This is a genomic window from Edaphosphingomonas haloaromaticamans (assembly GCF_001853345.1).
GTDB classification, from domain to species: Bacteria; Pseudomonadota; Alphaproteobacteria; order Sphingomonadales; family Sphingomonadaceae; genus Sphingomonas_E; species Sphingomonas_E fennica.
Genome location: NZ_MIPT01000001.1, coordinates 111,184 through 137,590, shown reverse-complemented (window position 1 = coordinate 137,590; position 26,407 = coordinate 111,184). Strand labels below are relative to the sequence as shown.

Sequence of the window (26,407 nt, the reverse complement as noted above, 5' to 3'; positions counted from 1 at the left end):
CGATCAGCCGGCCACGGGCGTTGCGGGCTTGGCGGCCGGCTTCGCGCCGGGCTTGGCCGGCGGCGTCACGGTTACCGGCTGGCCGGGGCGCACCTTCTGCAGGCCGCTCACGATCACCCGGTCGCCGGGCTTCAGGCCTTCGTTGATTACCCAGGAATCGCCCTGCAGGCTGCCGAGCTTCACCGGCCGCGCCACCGCGACATTGTTCGCGCCGACGATCATGACATTGGCCCCTTGCTGGGTGACCTGCACCGCCCGCTGCGGCACCATGATGCCGCTGGGATTCACGCCTGCCTCCACCCGCGCGCGGACGAACTGGCCCGGCAGCAGGATGCGCTGGCGATTGGGGAATTCCGCGCGGAGCGAAACCGTGCCGGTCGATTCGTCGACCGCCATGTCGAGGAAGTCGAGATGCCCGGCCGGGCCATAGGGGCTGCCGTCCTCGAGGATCAGCGTCACGCGGACGCGATCGAGATTGTCCGCCTTGATCGCGCCGGTCGACATCTTGCGCCGGATCTGGAGCAGCTCGTTGCTGGACTGGGAGAAGTTCACATAGACGGGATCGAGCTGCTCGACCGTCGTCATCAGCGTCGCCGATGTCGCGCTGACCAGCGCGCCTTCCGTCACCTGCGCGCGGCCCGCCCGGCCCGATATGGGCGACGTGACCAGCGTGTAGTTGAGATCGAGCTTGGCGCGATCGAGCGCGGCGCGCGCCGAATTCACGTCCGCCTCGGCCTGGCGGGCCTGGGCGACGGCGGCGTCATATTCCTGGTTGCTGATCGCCTGCTGCTTCACCAGCGGCGCATAGCGGCCAACCACCGCGCGGGTGTTGGCGGCCCCGGCCTCGGCCCGCGAAAGCGCGGCGGCCGCCGAATTATAGGCCGCCTGGTTCTGGCGCGGATCGATGCGGAACAGCGGCTGATCGGCGCGGACGTCGGTGCCTTCCTCATAGAGGCGGCGTTCGACGATGCCGTCGACGCGCGCGCGCACCTCGGCGGTGCGTACCGCCTGGACGCGGCCCGGCAGTTCGATCACGTCGACCACGGCGGTGGGCGCGACGGTGACAACGTCCACCGGCGGCGGCGGCGGCGCCTGTTGCGGCTGTCCGCCGCAGGCCGAAAGGAAGGCAAGCCCTGCCAGCGCGGCAGCGAGCCGCGGCGTTTCCCCTGTGACAGCGCGCATGCGCACCAACGCTCCCTTGCAACTGGGACCGATTTCGAAAACCGGCCATACATGGTTGCGCAAACCGGCCCATAAGTCGATTGCGCTTGTGATTTTTCCGTAATGTAGGATACACTACAGGTCAAGCGGATGATGCGATGCAAAAATCCAGGCGGGAATCAGGGGAGATAATGCGCGCCACCACGACCGGTTCCGAAGCGAAGGGAGAATCCGAACGGCGCGAACGCCGGCGCCAGGCGATGATCGATGCGGCGCGCGCGCTGTTCGTGGAGCGCGGCTATGACGCCGTCAGCCTGTCGGAGATCGTCAAGCGCTCCGGCGGGTCGCTGGCGACGCTCTATGAGCTGTTCGAGAACAAGCACGGCCTTTTGACCGCGATCGTCGCCAGCGAGGATTTCCAGACCCACGAGCGGATCGACGAGGTGGTGGCGCGCGGCGGTTCGCCAGCGAAGGTGCTCGCGGAGATCGCCGGGATCATCGTCGACGGCTTTTCCGATCCGGAGAAGATCGGCCTCGTCCGCATCGTCATGGGCGAGTCATTGCGCGACCAGGCCTTTGCCGAAATGATGGTGCGGGCCGCGCACCAGCCGGCGGTGGAACGGCTCGCCAGCCTGTTCCGGACCTGGCATGAAAACGGCAAGGCGGTTATCCCCGATCCGATCGTGACGGTGCACCTATTCTTCGGCCTCGTGACCCACAGTTCCCACATGCGCGCGCTGTTCGGCGATTCATCGGTCGTCACCGACCTGCCTGCGCGCGACCGGCTGATCCGCGAGGCGACGGCATTGTTCGTCAATCATTACCGCATCCAGGACGACGAGCCGACATGACGGGCGAGCTGGCCCCGGCCATTCCGGCGGCGACGCTGGTGCTGATGCGCGAATGCGGCAGCGCTGCACCCGAGCTGCTGATGATCGAGCGCGCCGGCACCATGGCGTTCGCCGCGGGCGCGCTGGTCTTTCCCGGCGGCCGGATCGATCCGGGCGACGCGGCGCTGGCCGCCAATGCCGCCGTGGTGGGCGAAAGCCCGCCCGAGGATGCCGCCGCCCGGATCGCCGCGATCCGCGAGACGATCGAGGAAGTGGGCATCGCCATCGGCATCCGGCCCGCGCCCGGACCCTCGGCGATCGCGGCGTTGCGCGCGGCACTGGCGGAAGGCGGCGATTTCGGCGCCCTGCTGGCCGCCGGCGGCTGGCGGCTGGATCTCGACGCGCTGACGGCCTTCGCCCGCTGGCGGCCCAATTTCAAGGAAACCCGGCTGTTCGATACCCGCTTCTATCTGGCGGCCGCCCCCGTCGATGCGACGCCGGCCGCCGATGGCGGCGAAAGCATCCATGCCCTGTGGATCGGCGCGGCCGATGCGCTGGCCGGGGCGCTGGACGGGCGGTTCCGGGTGATCTTCCCCACCCGGCGCAACCTGGAAAGGCTCGCTTTGTTCGACGGCATCGATACCGCCATTGCCCATGCGGCGCGCTTCACGGTCGAGATGGTGACGCCCTGGGTCGAGGATCGCGGCGGTACGCAATATCTCTGCATCCGCGACGACCAGGGCTATCCGGTCACCGCCGTACCGCTGGCGGACGAGCTGCGCGGCTGAACACGGGGGCTATCGCCCCAAAGCAGGCGGCCCCGCCATCCACCGGGGGATGACGGGGCCGCTTTTTCGCATATTGAAAGCGGGCCGGATCAGGCCTCGGCGCCGGCGGCCTCCGCACGGGGGCGGCGGGGACGGCGCTTGGGCTTCTCCTCGGCATCGGCCGGGGCCTCGGCGGACTCGCTCGCCAGCGAGAGCGAGGGCGGCAGCCGGTCCATGTCGATGCGCTCGGCGGTTTCCGCCGGCGCGGCGGCCTCGGTCCGCCGGGGACGGCCACGGCGACGCGGCGCCTCGGCGGCTTCCGGGGCGGCCGCCACGGCATCCTCGCCCTGCTCCGCTTCGTCGCGCGGCGCGCGATCCTCACGGGGTCGGCGATCCTCGCGAGCCATCCGCTCCTCGCGCGGCGCACGATCCTCGCGGAAGCTCCGCTCCTCGCGCGGGCGCGGCTCGCGACGCTCGCGATAATTGCGCTCGCCGCCCTCATTGCCGCCGCGTTCCTCACGCTCTCCGCCGGCAACGGCCTCGTTCTCGCCTTCCTCGTCCTCAAAGTCGGCATTGTCGAAGCGGTCGCGGCGCTGCTGCTCCTCGAAGCGCGGCCGGTTCTCGCTCAGCACGCGAAAATAATGGTCCGCGAACTGGAGATAATATTCGGTCATGACCCGATCACCCTGGGTCTGGGCATCCCGCGCGAGGGTCTTGTACTTCTCATGAAGCTGGGCCGCGTTGCCGCGCGCGCGATTATCAATCCGGTTGCCGCCCTGGCCGTTGCCGCCATTCTGCCGGGGCGCGCCGCCGCGTCCACGGCGGCGACCGTTCTGACGATTGTTGATCAACGTTTCGCTGCCTTCGTCACTGGTGGTCGTTCGTCGCCACTCCCAATCCGGGCCCGCCCCGGACCTTACGGATTTCCGCCCCTTGAGGATGCGCCAAGGCAGGTGCGGTGCCGAATGGCCACGCAACCGCCTATCGCAGAACCGGCACCGCCAAATAGCGGATATCGCGGCAAAGCCATCGGGGGTCGGCGGGGGTTCTTACAGCCAGATGCTTGACGAAACCCCCAGTCCTGAGGCCGATGTAGTGGCTCACCGGGGGGATTCCAAGCGGAAATATGTTTCGCCTGCCTAGGAGGCTTCCGCCGCGACGATTATGCAACGGTCCCGCCCGCCGAGATCGCGACGAACCGTTGAAACGGCTCCTTCGGCGGCAAGGAAAGCGGATACCGCCGCCGCCTGCCGATGCCCGATCTCGATCGCCGCCATTCCGCCCGGCGCGATCAGGCGCGGAATGGCAGGCGCCAGCCGGCGATAGTCGTCGAGGCCGTCGGCGCCCGCGAACAGCGCCCCGTGCGGCTCATGCTCCATGACGTCGCGGGCAAGCGCGGCATCGCTTTCCACATAAGGCGGGTTGCACAGCAGCAGATCGAACCGGCCGAGCGCATCCGCCCAGCCCGCCCTGGTCCAGTCGCGTTCGGCAAAGCGTGCCCTGGCGCCCATATCGAGGCGTCCGGCATTGGCGGCGGCGACCGCGAGCGCGGCGGGCGATCGATCGATCCCCAGCCCCAGCGCCTCCGGCCACTCCGCCAGCGCCGCCAGCAGCAGCGCGCCCGATCCCGTGCCGAGATCGATCACCGATGCCGGCGTCCGGCCGGCCCGCGCGAAATGATCGACCGCCGCCTCGATCAGCGTCTCGCTGTCCGGCCGGGGGATCAGCACGGCAGGCGTGACGCCCAGATCGATCGTCCAGAAAGCGCGCGTGCCGGTGATATAGGCCACGGGCTCGCCCGCCTCCCGCCGCGCGACCAGATCGGCGAAGGCGCGCGGCGCGGGATCGTCCAGCGCGGCCAACAGCATCGCATCGCGCGACCGGCCCAGCGCATGGGCCATCAGCAGCTCGGCATCGAGCCGGGGCGTGGCGCTGACGGGTTCAAGGCGGCGGGCGGCGGCGGCCAGCGCCGCGCGCACCGTTTCAGGCGGCATCGAGATTGGCGAGCCGCGCCGCCTCGTCCTCCGCGATCAGGGCCGAGATCAGCTCGTCAAGGCCGGGGCCTTCCAATATCTCCGCCAGCCGGTGCAGCGTCAGGTTGATCCGGTGATCGGTCACGCGGCCTTGCGGGAAATTATAGGTGCGGATGCGTTCGGAACGGTCGCCCGATCCCACCATCGCCTTGCGCTCGCCGGCGCGCGCGCTGGCCAGCCGCTCGCGCTCCTGCTCGTAGAGCCGGGTGCGGAGCACCTTGAGCGCCTTGGCCTTGTTCTTGTGCTGCGATTTCTCGTCCTGCTGGATCACCACCAGCCCGGACGGGATATGGGTGATCCGCACCGCCGAATCGGTGGTGTTGACCGATTGGCCGCCCGGCCCCGAGGAACGATAGACGTCGATCCGAAGATCCTTGTCGTCGATCTGGACGTCCACCTCCTCCGCCTCCGGCAGCACCGCGACGGTGGCGGCGGAGGTGTGGATGCGGCCGCCGCTTTCGGTGGCGGGCACGCGCTGGACGCGATGGACGCCGCTTTCGAACTTCAGCCGCGCGAACACGCCCGCGCCGGTGACGGAGGCGACGACCTCCTTATAGCCGCCAAGCTCGGCCGGGCTGGCGGAGATCAGCTCCACCTTCCAGCCATGGTCCTCGGCATAGCGCTGATACATGCGGAACAGATCGCCCGCGAACAGCGCCGCCTCGTCCCCGCCGGTGCCGGCGCGGATTTCCAGCATCGCCGCGCGCTCGTCCGCCGCGTCGCGCGGCAGCAGGCGGAGCGCGAGCTGGCGTTCGGCATCGGGCAGGCGGGCGCGGATGGAGGCCGCCTCGTCCTGCGCCATGTCGCGTATCTCGGCATCCGATTCGGGATCGTCGATCATGTGCGCGAGGTTGGCGAGCTCCGCGCGCAGCCGGCGCACCTCGCCGGCGGCCACGGCCACCGGCTCCAGCTCGGCATATTCCTTGGATACGGCGACGAAGCGATCGGCGGAAAGATCGCCGCGGGCCATCATCGCCTGCAGTTCATCGCGCCGGGCCTCGATCTGCGCGATCCGCGCGGGGGGAATCGAAACCATCAGCCGGCGAGCGCCCCGGCCAGCGCGTCGATCGGAACCGGCCGCTGCGTGCCGTCCGCCAGCGTCTTCACCGCCGCCTCGCCGCGCGCCAGCTCGTCATCGCCCAGGATCACGGCATAGCGCGCACCCCAGGCATCGGCCTTCTGCATCCGCTTCTTCATATTGCCGCGATAGGCCATGTCGCAGGCGATGCCGGCGCGGCGCAGCCTGGCGATGATGCCGGCGGCGGCGGCCTCGGCGGCCTCGCCCAGCGGCACGATGGCGACATCCACCGTCTGCGGCGCGGGCTGGTCGATCAGCATCGCCAGCCGCTCGATCCCGGCGGCCCAGCCGACGGCCGGCGTGTGCGCGCCGCCCAGCGCCTCGATCAGCCCGTCATAGCGGCCGCCGCCCAGCACCGTGCCCTGCGCGCCCAGCCTGTCGGTCACGAATTCGAAGGCGGTGTGGCGATAATAATCGAGGCCGCGCACCAGCGCGCCGTTGCGGACATAGGCGACGCCGGCCGCTTCCAGCCCGTTGCGCACCGTATCGAAGAAGGCGCCCGCTTCGGCGGAAAGATAATCGTCGATCACCGGCGCGGCATCGGCCACCGGGCGATCGCGCTTGTCCTTCGAATCGAGGATGCGCAGCGGATTCTTGGCCAGCCGCTCCACGCTTTCTTCCGACAGCGCATCGCGATGCGCCTCGAAATGCTTCACCAGCGCGGCGCGCCAGGCCTCGCGGGTTGCCGCATCGCCCAGCGTGTTGAGCTGGAGGGTGACGCCGTCGGACACGCCCAGCTCGCGCAGCAGCTGATCGGCGAACACCAGCAGCTCCACGTCCGCCGCCGGCTCGCCCGCGCCGATCACCTCGGCATCGAGCTGGTGGAACTGGCGGAAACGCCCCTTCTGCGGGCGTTCGTAGCGGAACAGCGGGCCGTGCGTCGCCACCTTGAGCGGGGCGTGCTGCTGCCAGCCGTTGGTGAGATAGGCGCGCGCGATACCGGCGGTGAATTCCGGCCGGAGCGTGAGCGAATCGCCGCCGCGATCCTCGAACGTATACATCTCCTTCGAGACGACGTCGGTGGTTTCGCCGAGCGAGCGGGCGAAGACGGCCGTCGCCTCGAACACCGGCACCTCGACCCGGCCAAAGCCGTAGAGCCGGCGGACGCGATCGAAGGTTTCGACGACGCGGGCGAAGCGCAGCGCTTCCTCGCCGAGCATGTCCTGGGTGCCGCGAACGGCTTGGGGAGTGACGACCTTGGCCATGGGATGCGGCCCTAGAGCAACTTCCGGCCGGAAAAAAGCGGCGGATGCGACTTGACCCATCACGAGGGAGGACTATTGCGCCGCACCATGAACATCGAACTCATCCCGACCGGCGATAATCCGCCCGAAAGCCTGAACGTGATCATCGAGGTTCCCGTTGGCGGTGAACCGGTGAAATATGAGTTCGACAAGAAATCGGGCGCCTTGTTCGTCGATCGCATCCTCCACACGCCGATGCGCTATCCGGCCAATTACGGCTTCGTGCCGCACACGCTTTCGCCGGACGGCGATCCGCTGGACGCGCTGGTGGTGGCGCGTTCGCCCTTCATCCCCGGCTGCGTGGTCAAGGTGCGGCCGATCGCCGTGCTGAAGCTGGAGGACGAGGCCGGCGGCGACGAGAAGCTGCTGACCGTGCCGGTGGACGCCACCTTCCCTTATTATGAGAAGGTGGACGAGAAGGAGCATCTGCCCGCGATCGTGATGCAGCAGATCGAACACTTCTTCACCCACTACAAGGATCTGGAAGCCAAGAAGTGGGTGCGGATCGGCACCTGGGGCGACGCCGCCGAGGCCCGCCGCATCATCCTGGAAGCGATCGAGGCCGACAAGGTCGCGAAGGCGGCCAAGGCCTGATCTACTCCGCCCCCGGCGCCAGCCGGGGGAACGGCCGGGGCCACTGGCGGGTTTTTCCGTCATGGCCGATCGTGATCCCAGCGATTTTCCGGGTCGCGCCACCGTAAAGCCCACGGCGGCGGCACCGGCAGCACTGCCTGGAAAATGGCGGATAGGGCGCGGCCGGCCTTGGCCCCGCCCGGTCCGCATCGCGATCCGCATCATCGCCGCGCTGGTCGGCCTCCTGATCCTGGCCTGGGCGATATTGTTCATCACCAAGGGCCGCTTCCTGAAACCCACCTTCGAGCGGATGGCGACCGCATCTGCCGGGCGCGATGTCCGGGTGGCTGGCGATTTTCAATTCTATTTCAACCCTATAAATCTGAAATTCGTGGCCGAGGGGCTGCGCATCGCCAATCCCGGCTGGGCGACGCGGCCCACCCTGTTCGAAGCACGGCGCATCGATCTGGACGGCGCCACCGTCGCCTTCCTCTTCGGTAAGCGCCGGATCAACCGGCTGGACCTGGCGGACGGGCGGCTGGACCTGGAATGGGATGCCGCCGGACGCCGCAACAGCTGGACCTTCGGCGACCCCGACCGGCCCGGCAAGCCGCTGGACCTGCCCGTGATCCGCCGCGCGACCGTGGCCGGAACCCGGCTCCGCTATAGCGATCCGCGCATGCAGCTTGCCGCCGACATGCGCTTCGAAACGATCCGCGCCGCCGATACGCGCTTTGCCGGCGACGTGCGCTTCAGCGGCGAAGGCCGGATGCGCGGCCACGCCTTCACGCTCTCCGGCGGCCTGCTCTCCCCGAACGAGACGGTGGCGGGCGGCCGCAACCGGCTGGTCGCCGCCGCGCGGTCGGGGCGGACCGCGCTGGACGTTTCGGGCACGCTGCCGGCCGCGACCCGGATCGAGGGTGCCGACCTGCGGTTGGTGGCGCGTGGGCCGGACCTTGCATTGCTGTTCGATTTTCTCGGCGTCGCGATACCCGAAACCCGCGCCTATCGCTTCACCTCGCACCTGGCCAAGGACGGCGAGGCCTGGAAATTCACCAGCCTCGCCGGGCGCTTCGGCGATAGCGACCTTGCCGGGCGGATGACGATCACCATGCCGAGGGGCCGGCTGCGCATCGATGCCGGCCTGCGATCCGACGCCGTGGACATCATCGATGTCGGGCCGTTCATCGGCTACGATCCCGAACGGCTGGCCGCGCAGGGCGCCAAGGGCGCGGTGCGGCGGGTGAACGGCGCGCCGCGCCTGCTGCCCGATGCGCCGCTGCGGATCGAGGCGATCCGCAATTTCGACGCGCATGTCGATTATGCCGTGCGCGCCATCCGCGCGCCCAACCTGCCGATATCCAACGTGGCGCTGACCCTGGACCTCGACCGGAGCCTGCTGAAGCTCTCCCCGCTGACGATGGACGTGGCCGGCGGCAAGCTGGCGTCCGACATCACGCTCAACGCCCGCGCCCGGCCGGTGATGACCAGTTACGACATCCGCCTTGCGCCGACGCCGATGGGGCGGCTGCTGAAGGGCTGGGGCGTGGAGGAATCGGGCACGTCCGGCGTGGTGAAGGCGCGCGTGCAGATGAAGGGCGCGGGCGACACGGTGCATGAATCGCTGGCCCATGCGGACGGGCGGATCGCCGTGATCCTGCCGGCCGGCACCTTCTGGACCCGCAACATCCAGCTTTCCGAGCTGGATGTCGGCACCTTCATCACCAAGATGTTCGAGGACAAGCTGAAAAAGCCGGTGGCGGTCAATTGCGGGCTGATCGCCTTCACCGTGCGGCAGGGCGTGGCGGCGGCCGATCCGATCCTGATCGATACCGACAAGAATGTGATGCTGGGCACCGGCAGCTTCAGCTTCCGCGACGAATCGCTCGATCTGAAATTCCGCGCTGACGGCAAGAAGTTCAGCCTGCTGTCCGCCCAGTCGCCGGTGCGGATCGGCGGCTATTTCGCGGCTCCCGCGCTGGGCGTGATCGGCCCGGAGCTGCTGGCGCGGGGCGGCGCGGGCGTGGCGCTGGGCCTGGTGGCGAGCCCGATCGCGCCGATTCTGGCCTTCGTCGACATTGGCGATGCCAAGTCCGCCGCGTGCGGCCCGGTTCTGGCCGGCGCCAAGGCGNGCGGGCAGCGGACCAGCAAGGGCAAGCCCCGCGATGACGTGGGATCGGGCCGGCCGAAGGGGTGAGCCTGGCTCGCCGTTGCGTCAGTTGAGCTTTTCCAGCGCCGCATCCAGCAGGCGGGGATCGCCGGTCGCGATCACCTGGCCGCTGCTGTCGCGGGTGAGCGGCCGGCCGGCCCAGTCGCGCATCGCGCCGCCGGCCCCTTCCACCACCGGCACCAGCGCCGCGAGGTCGTAGAGCTTGAGCCCGCCTTCGACGACGAGGTCGAGATGGCCCGAGGCGAGCAGCGCATAATTATAGCAATCCCCGCCCCATAATGTGTCGCGCGCGGCATCGGACAGGCGATCGAAGGCCGCCTTTTCCGCTTCGGTGAACAGACGCGGGCCGGTGGTGGCGAGATGCGCCCGATCGAGCGCCGGGCAGGCGCGGGCGCGGGCGGGCGCGCCGTTGAGCAGGGTGGGCCGGCCCGCGGCACCGATCCAGCGTTCGCCGATGATCGGCTGATCGATCACGCCGAGCACCGGCGCCCCGCCTTCGATCAGCGCGATCAGCGTGCCGAAGATCGGCCGGCCGGCGATGAAGCTGCGGGTGCCGTCGATCGGATCGAGCACCCACAGCCGATCGGCCCCTTCGCGGGCATTGCCATATTCCTCGCCGATGATGCCGTCCTCCGGCCGTTCCGCCTCCAGGATCGCGCGGATCGCGGCTTCGGCGGCGCGATCGGCCTGGGTGACGGGGGAGGCATCCGCCTTGGTCTCGATATCGAACCGGGCGCGGAAATAGGGGCGGATGGCGGCGCCGGCGGCATCGGCGAGGCGGTGGGCAAGGGCGATATCGGCTTCGTTCATGCCCCCGTCCTAAAGCATTTTCGGGGCCGGCGGAATCGGGACGAAAGCGGAGGCCGGCGCCCCAGCCATGGCGGGCGATGGCGCTTTGGGATAGGCTGGCGTCACCCTTTCCGCAGGCCCGTCCGGCCGCCCATGAGGGAGACGGCGATGCTCCAACAGACGATCATCCCCTGCCTGCGCTATGCCGATGCGCCCACCGCCATCGATTTCCTGTGCCGCGCCTTCGGTTTCGACCGGCACGCCATCCATGCCGACGATGCGGACCCGCGAATCGTCCACCATGCCCAATTGCGGCTGGGCGCCAATCTGGTGATGCTGGGTTCCGCGCGGGCGGACGAGGCGCAGGCCCGCTATCGCTGGAAGACGCCGGCCGAGGCGGCAGGCGTCACCGCCTGCATCTATTGCGTGATCGACGACGCCGACGCCCATCATGTCCGCGCGCGGGCCGAGGGCGCCGATATCGCGACGCAGCCGCACGACAATGAAGGCTATCCGGGCCGTAGCTACAGCGCGCGCGACCCGGAAGGGAATATCTGGGACTTCGGCACCTACGATCCCTGGGCCTGACGGGCCCGGAAACCGCGCCCGCGCCGCCTCAGCCGCGCAGATCGGGCGGCGTCGCCTCCGCCTTGAGCAGCGCGATCACCTCGTCCAGCGGCAGCACCGCCTGCGCCTGCTCGCCCAGGCGGCGGACGGCGACGGTGCCTTCCTCCGCCTCGCGCTTGCCGACGACCAGCAGCACCGGGACCTTCGCCAGCGAATGTTCGCGGACCTTGTAGTTGATCTTCTCGTTGCGGACGTCGGATTCGGCGCGGATGCCGGCCGCCTTCAGCTTCTCCACCACCGCTTCGGCATAGCCGTCGGCATCCGAAACGATCGTCGGCACCACCGCCTGCACCGGCGCCAGCCAGAGCGGGAACTTGCCGGCATGGTGCTCGATCAGGATGCCGATGAAGCGTTCGAACGTGCCGAGGATGGCGCGGTGGAGCATCACCGGGCGGTGGCGCTGGCCGTCCTCGCCGACATAGGAGGCGTCCAGCCGTTCCGGCAGCACCGTATCGGCCTGGATGGTGCCCACCTGCCAGGTGCGGCCGATCGCGTCGGTCAGGTGGAATTCCAGCTTCGGCGCGTAGAAGGCGCCCTCGCCGGGCAGCTCCTCCCACCCATATTCGGGCGTGGCGCGGCCGGCGGCGGCGACGGCATCGCGCAGCGTCTGTTCCGCCTTGTCCCACATCTCGTCCGATCCGAAGCGCTTTTCGGGGCGGAGCGCGAGCTTGATCGCGTAGCTTTCGAAGCCGAGATCGCGATAGACCGAATCGAGCAGGTCGCAGAAATCGCGGATCTCATCGATCAGCTGGTCCTCGCGCACGAAGATATGCGCGTCGTCCTGGGTGAACTGGCGGACGCGCATGATGCCGTGGAGCGCGCCGTGCGGCTCGTTGCGGTGGCAGCAGCCGAATTCGGCCATGCGGATCGGCAGGTCGCGATAGCTCTTGATCCCCTGGCGGAAGATCAGGACGTGCGCGGGGCAGTTCATCGGCTTCAGCGCCATCAGATCGGCATCGCTGGAGACGACCGGGCCTTCATCCTCTGTGGAGGGAATCTCGTCCGGCACGACGAACATGTTCTCGCGATACTTGCCCCAGTGGCCGGATTGCTCCCACTGGCGCGCGTCCATCAGCTGCGGCGTCTTCACCTCGGCATAGCCCGAGGCATCGAGCCGGCGGCGCATATAGGCTTCGAGCTGGCGCCACAGGATGAAGCCCTTGGGGTGCCAGAAGACCGAGCCCTGCGCCTCGGACTGAAGGTGGAACAGGTCCATCTCCGCGCCGATCTTGCGGTGATCGCGCTTGGCGGCCTCCTCCAGCCGGTGGAGGTGCGCGTCGAGCTGCTTCTTGTTGAGCCAGCCGGTGCCGTAGATGCGGCTCAGCATCGCGTTCTTCTGATCGCCGCGCCAATAGGCGCCGGACACGCGCGTCAGCTTGAAGGCTTGCGGATCGAGCTTGCCGGTCGAGGCGAGGTGCGGCCCGCGGCACATGTCCAGCCAGTCGCCGCCCGACCAGTATACCGTCAGCTCCTCGCCCTCCGGCAGCTCGGCCGCCCATTCGGCCTTGAACGTCTCGCCTTCCGCCTGCCAGCGCGCGATCAGCGCCTCGCGGCTCCACACCTCGCGGCGGAGCGGCTTGTCCTCGGCGATCAGCCGGCGCATCTCCGCCTCGATCGCGGGCAGGTCCTCCTCGGTGAAGGGGCGGTCCTTCGGCGCGAAATCATAATAGAAGCCGTCTTCGGTGGCCGGGCCGAAGGTGATCTGCGTGCCGGGAAACAGCTTCTGCACCGCTTCGGCCAGCAGGTGGGCATAATCGTGGCGGACGAGCTCCAGCGCGTCGGCCTCGTCCTTCGCGGTCACCAGGGCCAGCGCGGCATCCGCTTCCAGCGGGCGGTTGATGTCGCGCAGCTCGCCATCGACGCGCGCGGCCAGCGCCGCCTTGGCGAGGCCGGGGCCGATGCTCTGGGCGATCTCAGCCGGGGTGGTGCCGGCGGCGACTTCGCGCACGGACCCATCCGGAAGGCTGATCTTGAGCATGGCGGACATCGGCTGAACAATCCTGTCGGCTGGAGGAAAACGCCGCGCTTATGCCCGCGATGGCGGCGAAAGGGCAAGCACGCTAGGAAGCGGGCATGAACGATCCCGATTTTCTCGCCCGACCCGACGGGCTGAAGCTCGCCTACCGCCACCGCAAGGGCTGGGGGCCGACCATCGTCTTCCTGCCGGGCTACATGTCCGACATGGAGGGCGGCAAGGCGACCGCGCTCGATGCCTGGGCGGAGGAGATCGGCCGCGCGATGCTGCGCCTCGATTATGCCGGCTGCGGCGCGAGCGAGGGCCGCTTCGCCGACGGCACGCTGGCGAGCTGGCGGGACGACGTGCTCCACCTGATCGACCATCTGACCGATGGGCCGCTGCTGCTGGTGGGGTCCTCCATGGGCGGCTGGCTGATGCTGCTGGTGGCGCTCGCCCGGCCCGATCGGGTGAAGGGGCTGGTGGGCATCGCCGCCGCGCCCGACTTCACCGAATGGGGATTCGACGCGGAGGACCGGGAGAAGCTCGCCCGCGACGGCCGGATCGAGGAGATTTCCGAATATTCGGACGAGCCCTATGTCACCACCCGCGCCTTCTGGGAAAGCGGGCAGGCGAACCGGCTGCTGACCGGCGAGGAGATCGGCTTCGACGGGCCGGTGCGGCTGCTCCACGGCCAGCAGGATGACGACGTGCCCTGGCCGATCGCGGTGAAGCTGGCCGCCGCCCTCCGTTCAGCCGACGTCCATACGCTGCTGATCAAGGATGGCGACCACCGGCTTTCGCGCGGCGAGGATATCGCCCGCCTGATCTGGACGGTGGACGAGATATTGGAACGCCTGTGATCCTGCCCCTGATCCTCCTGCTGCAGATATCCTCCGCCCCCTTTCCGGACGGCGCGCAGAAACGCTTCGAGGCCTGCGCCGCCCTGGCGGAGAAGCAGCCCGAGCAGGCGGTGAAGGAAGCCGACGCCTGGCGCACCGGCGGCGGCGGGCTGCCGGCCCGGATGTGCCTGGGCCTGGCCTATGTTTCGCTGGAACGCTGGGGGCCGGCCGCGATCACCTTCGAGCAGGCGGCCAGGGAGGCCGAGATCCAGCGCGACGGCCGCGCCGCGCCGCTCTGGGTGCAGGCGGGCAATGCCGCGCTGGCGGGCGACGATCCGGCGATGGCGCGCGGCTATTTCGATCGCGCGCTGGCGCTGCCGGTGCTGTCCGATGCGATGCGCGGGGAAACCCTGCTCGATCGCGCCCGCGCGCAGGTGGCGATCAACAATCTGGCCGATGCCCGCGCCGATCTGGACAAGGCGCTCACCCTGGTGCCGCGCGATCCGATGGCCTGGCTGCTTTCCGCGACGCTGGCCCGCCGGCAGGGCGACGCCGCCCGCGCGACCAAGGATATCGCCGAGGCCGCCCGCCTCGCCCCCAACGAGGCGCCCGTCGCCTATGAGGAAGGCAATGCCGCGGCGCTGGCCGGCGACATGGACAAGGCCAAGGCCGCCTGGCAGCGCGCCGTGACGCTCGCGCCCGACAGTGATGCCGGCCAGGCGGCGGCGCTGGCGATCAGGGGGCAGTGACACCCGCCCCCCTCCTGTAGCGGTTGCGCCGTGAAGTGCGGCGCGAAATCCCTGGAATATCGATCCGATCCGAAGTTGCCGGCCTTATGGCGCGCAATGTTGTCCGGCCTTGCCCGCCAACAATTCAGCCGAACCACTTGCATCGCCGCTGGCCGGAACATGGATCGCACCGGTTTTCGGCAAAGAGGAAAATAGAGAACAAGAATTGCATAAAGCCTCTTCCGTTTCCCGAAGTTTCCAATAATCATCGCCGCGCCGATGGGGATCGGCATGAAATTCGGGGGGAGCAATGCGGAAGACACGTCTTCTTGCAGCCGCCATGGCGTGCGGCATATCATTATCGTTATTGTCGGCGCCGGCGCTGGCGCAGGAAAAAACCGGAGTGAAGGCCGGCTTCGTGATGCCGGCCGGCGGGACCCGCATCGTCCTGATGCGTCCCTCGGTCCGCGTCGGCGCGCAATCGACCGGCGGGCTGTTCGAACCCAATGCCGATTGGACCGCGCGGGCCCGCGAGAATCTCGACGGCGCAATCCGCAAGGCGCAGGGCCAGCTCGGGCATCAGGTGACGCCCTATGAGGACGGGACGGGCGCCGCCGACAGCCTGAGCAACCAGTATCGCGGCCTTTTCACCTCGCTTGCCGATTCCGTGCGCGAGTTCCAGTTCTTCCCCGGGAACCGGCTGCCGACCAAGAAGCGCAAGGACAGCTTCGAATGGACCATCGGGCCGGAGGTGAAGAATCTGCCCGGCCTGGAAAATGCCGACTATGTCATGTTCATCACCACCGAGGATCAATACGGATCGGCCGGCCGGAAAGCCTTGCAGATCTTCGCCGCCCTTGGCGGCGTGGGCATCACATCCGGCGTGCATCTGGGCTATGCCGGCCTTGTCGACGTGCGGACCGGCGAGCTTGTCTGGCTGAATGCCGATCAGCAGATGGGCGGCGACGTCCGCACGGCGGAAGGCGCGGAAAAGCGGGTATCGCAGCTTCTGGAGGGATTTCCGGGGAGCACGATCCGATCGGCATCGGCGCAATGATCGCCCCTCTCTGCCGGCGCGGGGCGGCGGCCGTGGCCCTTCTGGCGGGCCTTGCCTGCGGGCCGGCGATGGCCGCCGACCGCGCGGCCCTGCCCCCCTACAGCTTCGCCTACGAGCCCCAGGGCGTCGACGAGCGCGGAATGTGGATGATGGCGGACGAGGACGAACGGATCCTTCGCACGTCGAGCTTCGTGATCCGCGACGAGGAGCTCAACGCCTATGTCCGCGGCGTGCTCTGCCGGACGGTGGGTGAGGATCGCTGCCGCAACGTCCGCGTCTATGTGATGCGCATCCCGCAGTTCAACGCCACCATGTATGCCAATGGCATGATGACCGTCTGGTCCGGGCTGCTGCTCCGGGTCCAGAACGAGGCGGAGCTGGGTGCCGTGCTGGGCCACGAATTCGGCCATTTCGAGAAACGCCATTCGCTGAACGGTTTCAAGAACAAGCGCTCGGTATCGGACGTGCTGGCTTGGCTCGGGATGGTGGGCCCGAATGCCGGCCTGTCGGCGTCGCTGGCGGGCTATGTCTATTCCTTCAGCCGCGCCCAGGAAACCGAAGCCGACCTGATCGGGATCCAGTATCTCGCATCGTCGGCCTATCCCTCCGCCGCGGCGCCGAAGGTCTGGTCCCGGCTGATGGCCGAGCAGGATGCGACGGCGGCGGGGCGCAAGCGCAAGGTCCGGCACAGCTATGCGGCCGGCTTCTTCGCCTCGCATCCGACCGAAGCCGCGCGGGAAGCCTATCTGTCCAGGGAAGCGGCGAAATATGCCGACGCGGGCGATCCGGGCGCCGAGGCCTATCGCAAGGGCATCGCCAAATGGCTGCCCCAGCTGCTCGACGACCAGATAAAGCTGAACGACTTCGGCGGAAGCGAATATCTGCTCGATCAGCTTGCCGCATCGGGCGGGAGCGCCGACGTGACCTTCGCGCGCGCCGAGCTCTACAGCCAGCGCGGCAACCCGCGCGATTATGTGACCGCCGCCGAACTCTATCGCGAGGCGATCGCGAAGGGATGCGACAGGCCGGAGGCGCGGCGCGGCCTGGGCCTCGCCCTGCTCCGCACGCAACAATCGGACGAAGGCAAGCAGGCCCTGCGCAGCTACCTCGAATTTCGGCCCGATGCCCCGGACGGCCCCATGATCAAATCGCTTGTTGGGAATTGAGGACCAGGATGAAACCGATCACCCTCATCATCGCCGCCGCGCTGGCGGCCGCACCCGCTTATGCCGGCAATTCGCTGATCCCGGCCGGGCGGACGGTGCAAGTCGCCAAATCGGCCATGGCCGTGACGCCCGGCAGCGAATGGAACAAGCTGGGCAGGCGCCCCGGCACCAATGGCGAGATCTGGACGCTGGATGGCGACAAGCTGAACAGGGTGACTTTCTATGGCGGCATCGCCCAGGACACCACCTTGTTCCGCGAAGTCGACAGGAAGAACAGCCCGCTCCCGCGCTTTTCCCAGACCATGCTTCTGACCGACGTTCCGAAGCTGCTGGAAAACAGCTATCGCGTCGCGCTCGGCAGCGCCCTCTTCACGATCGACCAGATGGAGCCCGCCAGGTTCGGCGGAGTCGACGGCATCCGCTTCACCTACAGCTTCGTCGCAGGCAATCAGGAAGTGCAATCGAAGGGCGAGGCGCGGGCCGCGATCGTCAAGGGCAGGCTCTACATGATATCCTATGAGGCGCCGGCCCTGCATTTCTTCGAGAAGAACGTGGCCCAGTTCCGCCAGATCGCGGACAGCGCGACATTCTGATTTTTTGAGGGCCTTTGCCGGCGGCGAAGGCCCGATCCCGGCGGTCCGGCCCGCTTCCGCGATTTCGGGCCGCTGGATGATTCCATCCGCCGCGAAATCCCTCTAAGGCCGGGCCATGCCCCAGCCGCTCGACGTTCTCCACGCCACCTTCGGCTATTCCGCCTTCCGGGGCCGGCAGTCCGAGGTGATCGATCGGGTGATGGCGGGCCGGCACACGCTGGCGGTGATGCCGACGGGCGCCGGCAAATCGCTGACCTACCAGATCCCGGCCCTCTGCCGGCCGGGCACGGGGCTGGTGATATCGCCGCTGATCGCGCTGATGCACGATCAGGTGCGATCGGCCGAGGCCGCCGGCATCCGCGCCGCCGCGCTGACGTCGGCCGACGACAATCGCGACGAGACCATCGCCCGCTTCCGCGACGGCGCGATCGACCTGCTCTATGTGGCGCCCGAGCGCGCATCGACCGACGGCTTCCGCCGGATGATCGACCGCGCGCCGCCGCTGGCGCTGATCGCGATCGACGAGGCGCATTGCGTTTCCGAATGGGGCCATGATTTCCGCCCCGATTACCGGCTGCTGCGCCCGCTGCTGGATGCCTATCCCGATGTGCCGCGCCTGGCGCTGACCGCGACGGCCGACCGCCATACCCGCGCCGATATCCTGACGCAGCTCGGCATCCCCGAGGACGGGCTGATCCTCGCAGGGTTCGACCGGCCGAACATCCGCTATGCCATCAGCCCGCGCGACGGCCTGCCCCGCCAGCTCGCCGCGCTGGTGGCGGAGACGGAGGGGCCGGGCATCGTCTACGCCCCCAGCCGCGACGGGGCCGAGCGGCTGGCCGCCGCGCTGGCCGCCACCGGCCGGCCGACGCGCGCTTATCATGCCGGGCTCGATCCCTCCGTCCGCGCCGCCAACCAGCGCGCCTTCGTGGCATCGGAGGATATGGTGATGGTGGCGACGATCGCCTTCGGCATGGGCATCGACAAGCCCGACGTGCGCTTCGTCGCCCATGCCGGCCTGCCCAAGTCGATCGAGGCTTATTATCAGGAAACCGGCCGCGCCGGGCGCGATGGCGATCCGGCGGTGGCGCACCTGTTCTGGGGCGCGGAGGATTTCGCCCGCGCGCGGCGCCGGATCGAGACCGAGGTGGAGGAGGCCCGCCTGCCCGGCGAGCGCCAGCGGCTGAACGCGCTGGCCGGGCTGGTGGAGACGGCGGGCTGCCGGCGCGCCGTGCTGCTGCGCCATTTCGGCGAGACGCCGCCCGCCGCCTGCGGCAATTGCGACAATTGCCTGAACCCGCCCGCCTCGGTGGACGCGACCGAGGTGGCGCGCAAGCTGCTGTCCGCCGCCTTCCGCACCGAGATGCGATACGGCATCGGCCATCTGACCGACGTGCTGGCCGGCCGCGACAATGCCAAGGTGCGGACGCTGGGGCATGACCGGCTTTCGGTGTTCGGCATCGCCGAGGCGGACGAGCTGCGGCTGATCAAGCCCGTGGCCCGCGCGCTGATGGCGCGCGACGCGCTACGCGCCGACGAATATGGCGGGCTGAGCTTCGGCCCCGCCGCCCGGCCGATCCTGAAGGGCGAGGAAGCGGTGGCCGTCGTGCTGCCGCCGGTGCGGGCGAAGCGGCAGCGGCGCGGCGGGCCGGCGGAGGAATGGCCGCACGATCCGCTGTTCGAGGCGCTGCGCGCCCGCCGGCGCGAGATCGCCAAGGAACTGGGCGTGCCGCCTTATGTGATCTTCCACGATGCCACCCTGCGCGAGATGGCGGGCCTCAAGCCCACCACCCGCCACGGCCTGGGGCAGGTGACGGGCGTGGGCACCCGCAAGCTGGACGATTATGGCGAGGCCTTCCTCGACGTGATCCGCGCGCATGGCTGACCGGAGAAGAAGATGATGACGCCGCTCCTCCTGCTGCTGGCCGCGCTTTCCGATCCGGGGGGAGTTTCCCCCGGCACCGATATCGCTCTAAACCCCGCCCGACCCACCAGGGAAACGGCAATCCGGGAGACGGCCATGTTCCGCAAGATCGACGACAGCATTTCGGTAAGCCCGCAGATCAGCCCCGATCAGGTGGCCGAGGCCGCGGCGCAGGGCTTCACCATGATCATCAACAACCGGCCGGACGACGAGCAGCCGGGCCAGCCTTCCGGCGCGGAGATCGAGGCCGCGGCCAAGGCGGCGGGCCTGCAATATCGCGCCATCCCGATCGGCCATTCGGGCTTTTCCGAACCGCAGGTGAAGGCGATGGCCGCGGCCCTTGCCGATGCGAACGGCCCGGCGCTCGCCTTCTGCCGATCGGGCACGCGCTCGACCTTCGCCTGGGCGCTCGCCCGGGGAGCGGCCGGCGACACGGCCGAGGGGATCGCCGCCAAGGCCGCCGCCGCGGGCTACGACATCGCCCCGATCCGCGCCTTCCTGCCGAACTGAGGACGTCATGACCGGCATGCTCGCGCGGACCGCGCATATCTTCACCTCGCGCCTCCATACCCTGCTGAAGCTGCTGGACAGGGGCGAGGCGGAATGCGGCATCGACACGCTGATCGCCGCCCGGCTGGCGGAGGACATGCTGCCGCTCCCCTACCAGATCGTCTTCGCCAGCGACCAGGCCAGCCATTTCGCCGCCTGGTGCCTGGACGAGCCCTTCCCCCGCACCGATGCCGCCGGCCTCGATTGGGCGGCGCTGAAGCGCTACGCCGCCGATGCGATCGCGCTGGTCGAGCGGGCGGCGGGGGCCGTCGACGACGGGGTTTTCGCGCGCGGCAAGCGGGTCGATCTGCTGGACGGCATGTATCTGGAATTTTCGGGCGCGGATTATCGCGACGAATGGCTGATGCCGAACTTCTATTTCCACCTCGTCACCGCCTATGACATCCTGCGCGCGAACGGCGTGGCGATCGGCAAGCCGGATTATATGGCGCATCTGCTGGATCGCATCCGCAAGGACTGACGCGGCCGGGGCGGGCCGGGAGCACATCGCACCGCCGGTCCGGCCCAAAAAAAGCCGGCGCATAAAAGAGGGCCGGCGGAAAACCACCGGCCCAGTCGTTCGCAGGAGGAACCCCTGTGGGGGCGCGGGACTGCCCCGCGCCCCGATCCGATCAGTAGTTGTAGGCGCGCTCGCCATGCTCCCCGAGGTCGAGGCCTTCGCGCTCGACTTCCTCGCTCACCCTCAGGCCGAACACGGCCTTGACGATGCCGAAGGCGATCGCCGAGCCGACGCCGGCCCACAGGATGGCGACGGCGGTCGCGAAAAGCTGGGTGCCGAGCTGCGGCCCGATCGCATAATCGGCCGCACCCGGCCCGCCGAAGCCCGGGGCATAGGTGAAGGCGGTGCCGATCGAGCCGACGATGCCCGCGACGCCGTGGATGCCGAACACGTCGGCGGTGTCGTCGAAGCCCAGCTTCGGCTTGATGGTGGACACGAACACATAAGCGATGACCGAGGCGATCGCGCCGAGCACGATCGCGCCGAACGGCCCCGCATTGCCGGCCGCCGGCGTGACCGCGACGAGGCCGGCGATGACGCCCGAGCAGCCACCGAGCAGCGACGGCTTGTGGCCGGCCACCTTCTCGGCAAGCATCCAGACGAGCGCGGCGGCGGCGGTGGCGGTGAAGGTGTTGATCATCGCCAGGCCGGCGGTGCCGTTCGCTGCCAGCGCGGAACCGGCGTTGAAGCCGAACCAGCCCACCCACAGCAGGCCGGTGCCGATGAACGTCATCGTCAGCGAGTGCGGCGCCAGGACATCGCGCTGATAGCCGATCCGCTTGCCGAGCAGCAGGCAGCCGACCAGGCCGGAAACGCCCGCGTTGATGTGGACGACGGTGCCGCCCGCGAAATCAAGCGCGCCGCGTTCGAAGAAGAAGCCACCGGCCGACCAGACCATGTGCGCCAGCGGGAAATAGACGATGGTGAGCCAGATCAGCGTCGCCGCGAGCAGCGCGCCGAACTTGACGCGTTCGGCCAGCGAGCCGACGAACAGCGCGGCGGTGATCGCCGCGAACGTCATCTGGAAGCTGATGAACACGAATTCCGGGATCGTGCCGGACAATGTGTCGGCCGCCACGCCCTTCAGGAAGAGCTTCGAAAAGCCGCCAAAGAAGGGGGAACCTTCGGTGAAGGCGATCGAATAGCCCCAGGTGACCCACACCACCATCGCGAGGCAGGCCACGGCGAGGACATGCGTCAGCATCGACAGCATGTTCTTGGTGCGCAGCAGGCCGCCGTAGAAGAGGGCGAGGCCGGGCAGGATCATCGCCAGCACCAGCACGGTCGAGACGAGCATCCAGGCGGTATCGCCCGCGCTCAGCGTCGGCGCCGCATCCTGGGCCCAGGCGGGCATCGCGGCGAGCAGCGTCGAGCCGACGGCCCCCGCCCCCGTCGCTATCTTGGTTGAAAGCTTCATGTGTCCCCCTTTTCGATCAGAGAGCGGAATCGTCGGTTTCGCCGGTGCGGATGCGCACGGCCTGGCCGACATCGAGGACGAAGATCTTGCCGTCGCCGATCGCGCCGGTGTTGGCGGCCTGCTGGATGGCTTCCACCACCCGGCCGGCGAGATCGTCTCCCGCGACGACCTCGATCTTGATCTTCGGCACCATGTTCGTGCTGTATTCGGCCCCCCGATAGATCTCGGTCTGCCCCTTTTGCCGTCCGAAGCCCTTAACCTCGGTCACGGTCATGCCCTGCACGCCCAGCGCGGAGAGGGCTTCGCGCACCTCGTCGAGCTTGAACGGCTTGATGACGGCTATCACGAGTTTCATTACGCCTCCCTCGCATTCTGGCGAGGATGCGTATCGCAAGGGCCATGCCAGCTTGCGGTTTCGGAATGATTCCGTTGCGTTGCAGCGAAAGGGTTGCTGCAACGCACATAATGGAGGCGAAACGATCGCCCAGCAATTGGGCAGGAAAAAGCCGTTGCCCAATAATTAGGCAGCGGCGCGGGTCGAAATCAGGGCTTTCCGGGCGGATTGAGCGCGCCTTCGATCAGCGTCTTCGCACGCTCGCCCGACCAGTCCATCGATCCGACGACGCGCCACTGCTCGCGGCCATGCGCGTCGTAGAAGAGCGTGGTCGGCAGCGTATCCGTCTTCAGCGCTTCCATCAGCACGTTCTGCTTGTCGAGATAGGGCCTGAGCGCCTTGAACCCCGCCTTGGCGAAATAGGGATCGACGGCGCGCCGCCCGGCCATGTCCATGCTGACGACGATCAGCTGCAGGCGATCCTTCTCCCGCCCGGCCAGCGCATCGAGGGTCGGCATCTCGTGCACGCAGGGCGCGCACCAGGTGGCCCAGAGGTTGACGATCAGCGGCTTGCCACGGAAGGTGGCGAGCGTGGCGGGGCCGCCGTCCGGCCCTTCGAAGGGGATGGCGGGGGCTTGCTGCCCGGCGTGGGAAATATCGACCTTGCCGATCGGTTCCTTCGCGTCGGCTTGCGGCGACTGGCTCTTCTCCTTATCGCAGGCACCGAGCGCAAGAGCGAGGATCAGGACCATTAGCAACCGCACGGACAGCTCCAATTCGATGTGGGGCGGGCGCTTCGCCGAAGGGCCCGCGGCGATCATGCGCGAGATCAACGCCTCGATACCCTTCGACCAGCGACTCTGGCGGCAGGACATAGCGGGATCGAAGGCCCACGTCTCCATGCTCGCCGCCAACGGCATCGTCACCGCCGAGGACGGCGCCGCCATCGCCCGCGGGCTGGACAGGATCGCCGGCGAATATGAGGCGGACGGCGTGCCCGTGGACCTCGCGCTCGAGGATATCCACATGGCCACCGAGAGCCGGCTGGCCGAGCTGATCGGCCCCGCCGCCGGCCGCCTCCACACCGCGCGCAGCCGCAACGACCAGGTGGCGACCGATTTCCGCCTGTGGGTGCGCGACGCGATCGACGCGGTCGATGCCGGCCTCAAGGCGCTGCAGGTGGCGCTGGTGACGCGGGCGGGTGAGCATGTGGCGACGGTGATGCCCGGCTTCACCCACTTGCAGGTCGCCCAGCCGGTGACGCTGGGCCACCACCTGCTCGCTTATCACGAGATGATCGCGCGGGATCGATCGCGCTTCCGGGATGCCCGCGCGCGGCTGAACCAGTGCCCGCTGGGATCGGCGGCGCTGGCCGGCACCGGCTTCCCGATCGATCGCGAGGCGACGGCGCGCGCGCTGGGCTTCGACGGGCCGACCCGCAACTCGCTCGATTCGGTTTCCGACCGCGACTTCGCGCTCGATTATCTGATGGCGGCGACGCAGGCCTCGCTCCACCTGTCGCGGCTGGCCGAGGAGTTCATCATCTGGGCGAGCCAGCCCTACGGCTTCGTCAGCCTGCCCGATGCCTATTCTACCGGCAGCTCGATCATGCCGCAGAAGCGCAACCCCGACGCGGCCGAGCTGGTGCGCGGCCATTCGGGCCGGATCGCCGGCTGCATGACCGCGCTCGTCATGACCATGAAGGGCCTGCCGCTCGCTTATTCCAAGGACATGCAGGACGATAAGCCGCCGGTGTTCGAGGCGCACGACCTGCTGGCGCTTTCGATCGCGGCGATGACCGGGATGGTCGAAACCGTCACCTTCGTGCCGGCGAAGCTGCGCGCGGCGGCGGAGGCGGGCTTTTCCACCGCGACCGACCTGGCCGACTGGCTGGTGCGCGTGGCCGACATCCCCTTCCGCGAGGCGCACCACATCACGGGTGCGGCGGTGCGGCTGGCCGAGCGGCTGGGCGTGGCCCTGGACAAGGTGCCGCTGGAGAAGCTGAAGGAGATTGACGAGCGCATCGACGGCCGCGTGTTCGGCGCGCTTTCGGTCGATGCATCGGTGGCCAGCCGCAGCAGCTTCGGCGGCACGGCGCCCGATCAGGTGCGCGCCCGCGTGGCCGAGGCGCGGGCCTATCTGGGGATGGACGGATGAGGAAGGCAGCGATCGCGATCGCCCTCTTGGCGACGCTGGCGGCCTGCGGATCGCGCGAAGCGCTGCGCCCCGCGCCGGGCAATTCGCTGCCGCCCAAGCCGGCCATGGCCCCCACCCAGCCGACGACGACCGACCTGCTGACCCCGCGCCCGCAGGAACGGCCCGAACGCAGCGAGGAGCTGCTCCGCCAATCCGAGGAACGGCGCGACGACCGTTTCGACCTTCCGCCCCAATAGCCCCCGAGCCAGCCCGACCCACGGCAGAATCCAGGACATAATGGACCATTTCCAGCTTCGCGACGGCGTGATGCATGCCGAGGATGTTCCCCTCACCCTGATCGCCGAGGCGGTCGGAACCCCGGTCTACGTCTATTCCACCGCCACGATCCGCCGGCATGTCCGCGTGTTCCAGGAAGCGCTGGCGGGCGTGGAATCGGGGCCGGAAGGGCCGCTGATCGCTTATGCGGTGAAGGCCAATCCCAATGCCGGCGTGCTGGCGACGCTGGCCCGCGAGGGGCTGGGCGCAGACGTGGTTTCGGCGGGCGAGCTGCTGCGCGCCATCCATGCCGGCGTCGATCCCGCGAAGATCGTGTTTTCGGGCGTGGGCAAGACGGCCGACGAGATGGCGCTGGCGCTGCGCCACGGCATCGGCCAGTTCAACATCGAATCAGAACCCGAGGCGGTGATGCTTTCGGAGGTGGCGACCGCGCTGGGCGTGACCGCGCCGATCGCCTTCCGCATCAACCCCGATGTCGATGCCGGCACCCACGCCAAGATTTCCACCGGCAAGTCCGACAACAAGTTCGGCGTCGCCTATCACCGCGCGGTCGCGGCCTATGCCATGGCGCGCGACCTGCCGGGCCTCGCCATCCAGGGCGTGGCGGTGCACATCGGCAGCCAGCTGACCGATCTCGCCCCGCTGGAGGCGGCCTTCGCCAAGATCGGCGGGCTGATCGCCACGCTGAGGGGCGAGGGCCATGCGATCAGCCATGCCGACCTGGGCGGCGGGCTGGGCGTGCCCTATGATCCCGCTTTGCCGCCGCCGCCCACGCCCGCCGATTATGGCGCGATGGTCGCCCGCGTCACCGCCGGCTGGAACGTGCGGCTGATGTTCGAGCCCGGCCGGCTGATCGTGGCCAATGCCGGCGCGCTGATGTCCCGCGTGATCCGGGTGAAGGAGGGCGCGAACGCCCCCTTCGTGATCGTCGACGCGGCGATGAACGACCTGATGCGCCCCGCTTTGTATGAAGCATGGCACGATATCCGGGCGATCGTCCCGCGATCGCAACGATTTGCCGCGAACGTCGTCGGCCCGGTCTGTGAGAGCGGCGATACCTTCGCCATGAACCGGCCGATGGACGCCGTCGAGGCCGGCGACCTCGTCGGCTTCATGACCGCCGGGGCCTATGGCGCGACGATGGCCAGCACGTACAATAGCCGCCCGCTGACCGCCGAGGTGATGGTCGACGGTAACAATTGGGCTGTAGTGCGGGAGAGGTTGCCCGTGGAGGCGTTGATCGCGGCGGACACGCTTCCGCCGTGGCTGGAGTGAAGCTTGGCAGGAGTAGGCATGAAACCCGTCCGCAAGGCCGTCTTCCCCGTCGCGGGCCTCGGCACCCGCTTTCTTCCGGCCACCAAGGCCGTGCCGAAGGAAATGCTGCCCGTCGTCGACAAGCCGCTGATCCAATATGCCGTGGACGAGGCGCGCGCGGCCGGCATCGAACAGATCATCTTCGTCACCGGACGCGGCAAGAACGCGATCGAGGACTATTTCGACATCGCCTATGAGCTTGAAAGCACGCTCAACGAGCGGGCGAAGCACGATATATTGGCGACGCTCGACTGCACCCGGCTGGCGCCGGGCAACGTCGCCTATATCCGCCAGCAGGAGCCGC

Annotated in this window: 28 protein-coding genes; 17 read left to right on the top strand and 11 right to left on the bottom strand. The window is 68.6% G+C overall.

Translation table 11 applies throughout. The features are described from left to right. Positions 1 to 3: 3 nt before the first annotated feature. Positions 4 to 1,182: an efflux RND transporter periplasmic adaptor subunit gene (locus BHE75_RS00700; RefSeq protein WP_070931701.1), complete on the bottom strand. Its 1,179-nt coding sequence runs from the start codon at positions 1,180 to 1,182 to the stop codon at positions 4 to 6. Between the two features lie 170 nt (positions 1,183 to 1,352). Here BHE75_RS00700 and BHE75_RS00695 point away from each other — a divergent pair, with 170 nt between their 5' ends. Beyond that, positions 1,353 to 2,012: a TetR/AcrR family transcriptional regulator gene (locus BHE75_RS00695; protein WP_070931699.1), complete on the top strand. Its 660-nt coding sequence runs from the start codon at positions 1,353 to 1,355 to the stop codon at positions 2,010 to 2,012. Continuing rightward, positions 2,009 to 2,779 carry an NUDIX hydrolase gene (locus BHE75_RS00690; protein ID WP_070931697.1) on the top strand — a complete coding sequence of 257 codons (771 nt, stop codon included), beginning with the start codon at positions 2,009 to 2,011 and terminating at the stop codon, positions 2,777 to 2,779. The genes BHE75_RS00695 and BHE75_RS00690 overlap by 4 nt, the downstream gene beginning before the upstream one ends. 89 nt (positions 2,780 to 2,868) lie before the next feature. Here the strand turns inward: BHE75_RS00690 and BHE75_RS00685 are convergent, their stop codons facing one another. The 4 genes from BHE75_RS00685 to hisS form a co-directional block, all read right to left on the bottom strand. After that, positions 2,869 to 3,609 carry a DUF4167 domain-containing protein gene (locus BHE75_RS00685; RefSeq protein ID WP_070931696.1) on the bottom strand — a complete coding sequence of 247 codons (741 nt, stop codon included), beginning with the start codon at positions 3,607 to 3,609 and terminating at the stop codon, positions 2,869 to 2,871. Between the two features lie 288 nt (positions 3,610 to 3,897). Beyond that, the gene (gene prmC / locus BHE75_RS00680) at positions 3,898 to 4,752 is read right to left on the bottom strand and encodes a peptide chain release factor N(5)-glutamine methyltransferase (RefSeq protein WP_070931694.1); all 855 of its coding nucleotides are present in this window, start codon (positions 4,750 to 4,752) and stop codon (positions 3,898 to 3,900) included. After that, complete coding sequence (prfA, locus tag BHE75_RS00675) at positions 4,742 to 5,827, bottom strand: peptide chain release factor 1 (RefSeq protein WP_015458847.1); 1,086 nt, start codon at positions 5,825 to 5,827, stop codon at positions 4,742 to 4,744. Before prfA ends, prmC begins: the two co-directional genes overlap by 11 nt. Continuing rightward, positions 5,827 to 7,074: a histidine--tRNA ligase gene (hisS, locus tag BHE75_RS00670; protein WP_070931692.1), complete on the bottom strand. Its 1,248-nt coding sequence runs from the start codon at positions 7,072 to 7,074 to the stop codon at positions 5,827 to 5,829. The genes prfA and hisS overlap by 1 nt, the downstream gene beginning before the upstream one ends. 87 nt (positions 7,075 to 7,161) lie before the next feature. On the opposite strand from hisS, the gene ppa reads away from it, so the two are divergent. Both ppa and BHE75_RS00660 read left to right on the top strand, forming a co-directional pair. Further along, positions 7,162 to 7,707, top strand: a complete 546-nt coding sequence (gene ppa, locus BHE75_RS00665) for an inorganic diphosphatase (RefSeq protein ID WP_015458845.1) — start codon at positions 7,162 to 7,164, stop codon at positions 7,705 to 7,707. 61 nt (positions 7,708 to 7,768) lie between these two features. Continuing rightward, a complete protein-coding gene (locus tag BHE75_RS00660; RefSeq protein ID WP_070931691.1) occupies positions 7,769 to 9,883 on the top strand; it encodes an AsmA family protein in 2,115 nt (704 codons plus the stop codon). Between the two features lie 18 nt (positions 9,884 to 9,901). Here BHE75_RS00660 and hisN read toward each other — a convergent pair whose 3' ends face one another. After that, the gene (hisN, locus tag BHE75_RS00655) at positions 9,902 to 10,666 is read right to left on the bottom strand and encodes a histidinol-phosphatase (RefSeq protein ID WP_070931689.1); all 765 of its coding nucleotides are present in this window, start codon (positions 10,664 to 10,666) and stop codon (positions 9,902 to 9,904) included. Positions 10,667 to 10,813: 147 nt separating this feature from the next. Between hisN and BHE75_RS00650 the strand changes: the two genes are divergently transcribed. Beyond that, complete coding sequence (locus BHE75_RS00650; protein WP_070935329.1) at positions 10,814 to 11,233, top strand: VOC family protein; 420 nt, start codon at positions 10,814 to 10,816, stop codon at positions 11,231 to 11,233. Positions 11,234 to 11,261: 28 nt separating this feature from the next. Here the strand turns inward: BHE75_RS00650 and thrS are convergent, their stop codons facing one another. Then, positions 11,262 to 13,259, bottom strand: a complete 1,998-nt coding sequence (gene thrS / locus BHE75_RS00645) for a threonine--tRNA ligase (protein WP_015458841.1) — start codon at positions 13,257 to 13,259, stop codon at positions 11,262 to 11,264. A gap of 86 nt (positions 13,260 to 13,345) precedes the next feature. Here thrS and BHE75_RS00640 point away from each other — a divergent pair, with 86 nt between their 5' ends. Then, positions 13,346 to 14,089 (top strand): alpha/beta fold hydrolase, encoded by a 744-nt coding sequence (locus tag BHE75_RS00640; RefSeq protein WP_015458840.1) that lies wholly within the window; start codon positions 13,346 to 13,348, stop codon positions 14,087 to 14,089. Beyond that, positions 14,086 to 14,817 (top strand): tetratricopeptide repeat protein, encoded by a 732-nt coding sequence (locus BHE75_RS00635; protein ID WP_084652814.1) that lies wholly within the window; start codon positions 14,086 to 14,088, stop codon positions 14,815 to 14,817. The genes BHE75_RS00640 and BHE75_RS00635 overlap by 4 nt, the downstream gene beginning before the upstream one ends. An 84-nt stretch (positions 14,818 to 14,901) precedes the next feature. Here the strand turns inward: BHE75_RS00635 and BHE75_RS23820 are convergent, their stop codons facing one another. Next, positions 14,902 to 15,150 (bottom strand): hypothetical protein, encoded by a 249-nt coding sequence (locus BHE75_RS23820; protein ID WP_139181596.1) that lies wholly within the window; start codon positions 15,148 to 15,150, stop codon positions 14,902 to 14,904. Between BHE75_RS23820 and BHE75_RS00630 the strand changes: the two genes are divergently transcribed. From BHE75_RS00630 to BHE75_RS00605, 6 genes are all read left to right on the top strand, one after another. Further along, positions 15,107 to 15,853: a hypothetical protein gene (locus tag BHE75_RS00630; protein ID WP_070931687.1), complete on the top strand. Its 747-nt coding sequence runs from the start codon at positions 15,107 to 15,109 to the stop codon at positions 15,851 to 15,853. The genes BHE75_RS23820 and BHE75_RS00630 overlap by 44 nt on opposite strands. Continuing rightward, complete coding sequence (locus BHE75_RS00625) at positions 15,850 to 17,019, top strand: M48 family metallopeptidase (RefSeq protein ID WP_015458837.1); 1,170 nt, start codon at positions 15,850 to 15,852, stop codon at positions 17,017 to 17,019. The genes BHE75_RS00630 and BHE75_RS00625 overlap by 4 nt, the downstream gene beginning before the upstream one ends. Before the next feature lie 8 nt (positions 17,020 to 17,027). After that, complete coding sequence (locus BHE75_RS00620) at positions 17,028 to 17,612, top strand: hypothetical protein (RefSeq protein WP_015458836.1); 585 nt, start codon at positions 17,028 to 17,030, stop codon at positions 17,610 to 17,612. Positions 17,613 to 17,727: 115 nt separating this feature from the next. Then, positions 17,728 to 19,497 (top strand): DNA helicase RecQ, encoded by a 1,770-nt coding sequence (gene recQ / locus BHE75_RS00615; RefSeq protein ID WP_070931685.1) that lies wholly within the window; start codon positions 17,728 to 17,730, stop codon positions 19,495 to 19,497. A 135-nt stretch (positions 19,498 to 19,632) separates the two neighbouring features. Then, positions 19,633 to 20,046 (top strand): TIGR01244 family sulfur transferase, encoded by a 414-nt coding sequence (locus BHE75_RS00610; RefSeq protein WP_070935326.1) that lies wholly within the window; start codon positions 19,633 to 19,635, stop codon positions 20,044 to 20,046. A gap of 7 nt (positions 20,047 to 20,053) precedes the next feature. Beyond that, positions 20,054 to 20,566 carry a DUF1993 domain-containing protein gene (locus BHE75_RS00605; RefSeq protein ID WP_015458833.1) on the top strand — a complete coding sequence of 171 codons (513 nt, stop codon included), beginning with the start codon at positions 20,054 to 20,056 and terminating at the stop codon, positions 20,564 to 20,566. A 151-nt stretch (positions 20,567 to 20,717) separates the two neighbouring features. Here BHE75_RS00605 and BHE75_RS00600 read toward each other — a convergent pair whose 3' ends face one another. The 3 genes from BHE75_RS00600 to BHE75_RS00590 form a co-directional block, all read right to left on the bottom strand. Further along, positions 20,718 to 22,022: an ammonium transporter gene (locus BHE75_RS00600; RefSeq protein WP_015458832.1), complete on the bottom strand. Its 1,305-nt coding sequence runs from the start codon at positions 22,020 to 22,022 to the stop codon at positions 20,718 to 20,720. 16 nt (positions 22,023 to 22,038) lie between these two features. Beyond that, positions 22,039 to 22,377 carry a P-II family nitrogen regulator gene (locus BHE75_RS00595; protein ID WP_015458831.1) on the bottom strand — a complete coding sequence of 113 codons (339 nt, stop codon included), beginning with the start codon at positions 22,375 to 22,377 and terminating at the stop codon, positions 22,039 to 22,041. Between the two features lie 188 nt (positions 22,378 to 22,565). Further along, the gene (locus BHE75_RS00590) at positions 22,566 to 23,108 is read right to left on the bottom strand and encodes a TlpA family protein disulfide reductase (protein WP_070931683.1); all 543 of its coding nucleotides are present in this window, start codon (positions 23,106 to 23,108) and stop codon (positions 22,566 to 22,568) included. Positions 23,109 to 23,136: 28 nt separating this feature from the next. Here BHE75_RS00590 and argH point away from each other — a divergent pair, with 28 nt between their 5' ends. The 4 genes from argH to BHE75_RS00570 form a co-directional block, all read left to right on the top strand. Beyond that, complete coding sequence (argH, locus tag BHE75_RS00585) at positions 23,137 to 24,513, top strand: argininosuccinate lyase (protein WP_015458830.1); 1,377 nt, start codon at positions 23,137 to 23,139, stop codon at positions 24,511 to 24,513. Further along, positions 24,510 to 24,749 (top strand): hypothetical protein, encoded by a 240-nt coding sequence (locus tag BHE75_RS00580; RefSeq protein ID WP_015458828.1) that lies wholly within the window; start codon positions 24,510 to 24,512, stop codon positions 24,747 to 24,749. The genes argH and BHE75_RS00580 overlap by 4 nt, the downstream gene beginning before the upstream one ends. A 40-nt stretch (positions 24,750 to 24,789) precedes the next feature. Next, a complete protein-coding gene (lysA, locus tag BHE75_RS00575; protein WP_070931681.1) occupies positions 24,790 to 26,064 on the top strand; it encodes a diaminopimelate decarboxylase in 1,275 nt (424 codons plus the stop codon). A gap of 18 nt (positions 26,065 to 26,082) precedes the next feature. Beyond that, positions 26,083 to 26,407, top strand: a 325-nt coding sequence (locus tag BHE75_RS00570) for a sugar phosphate nucleotidyltransferase (RefSeq protein WP_191225121.1), incomplete at its 3' end; no start/stop codon positions are given.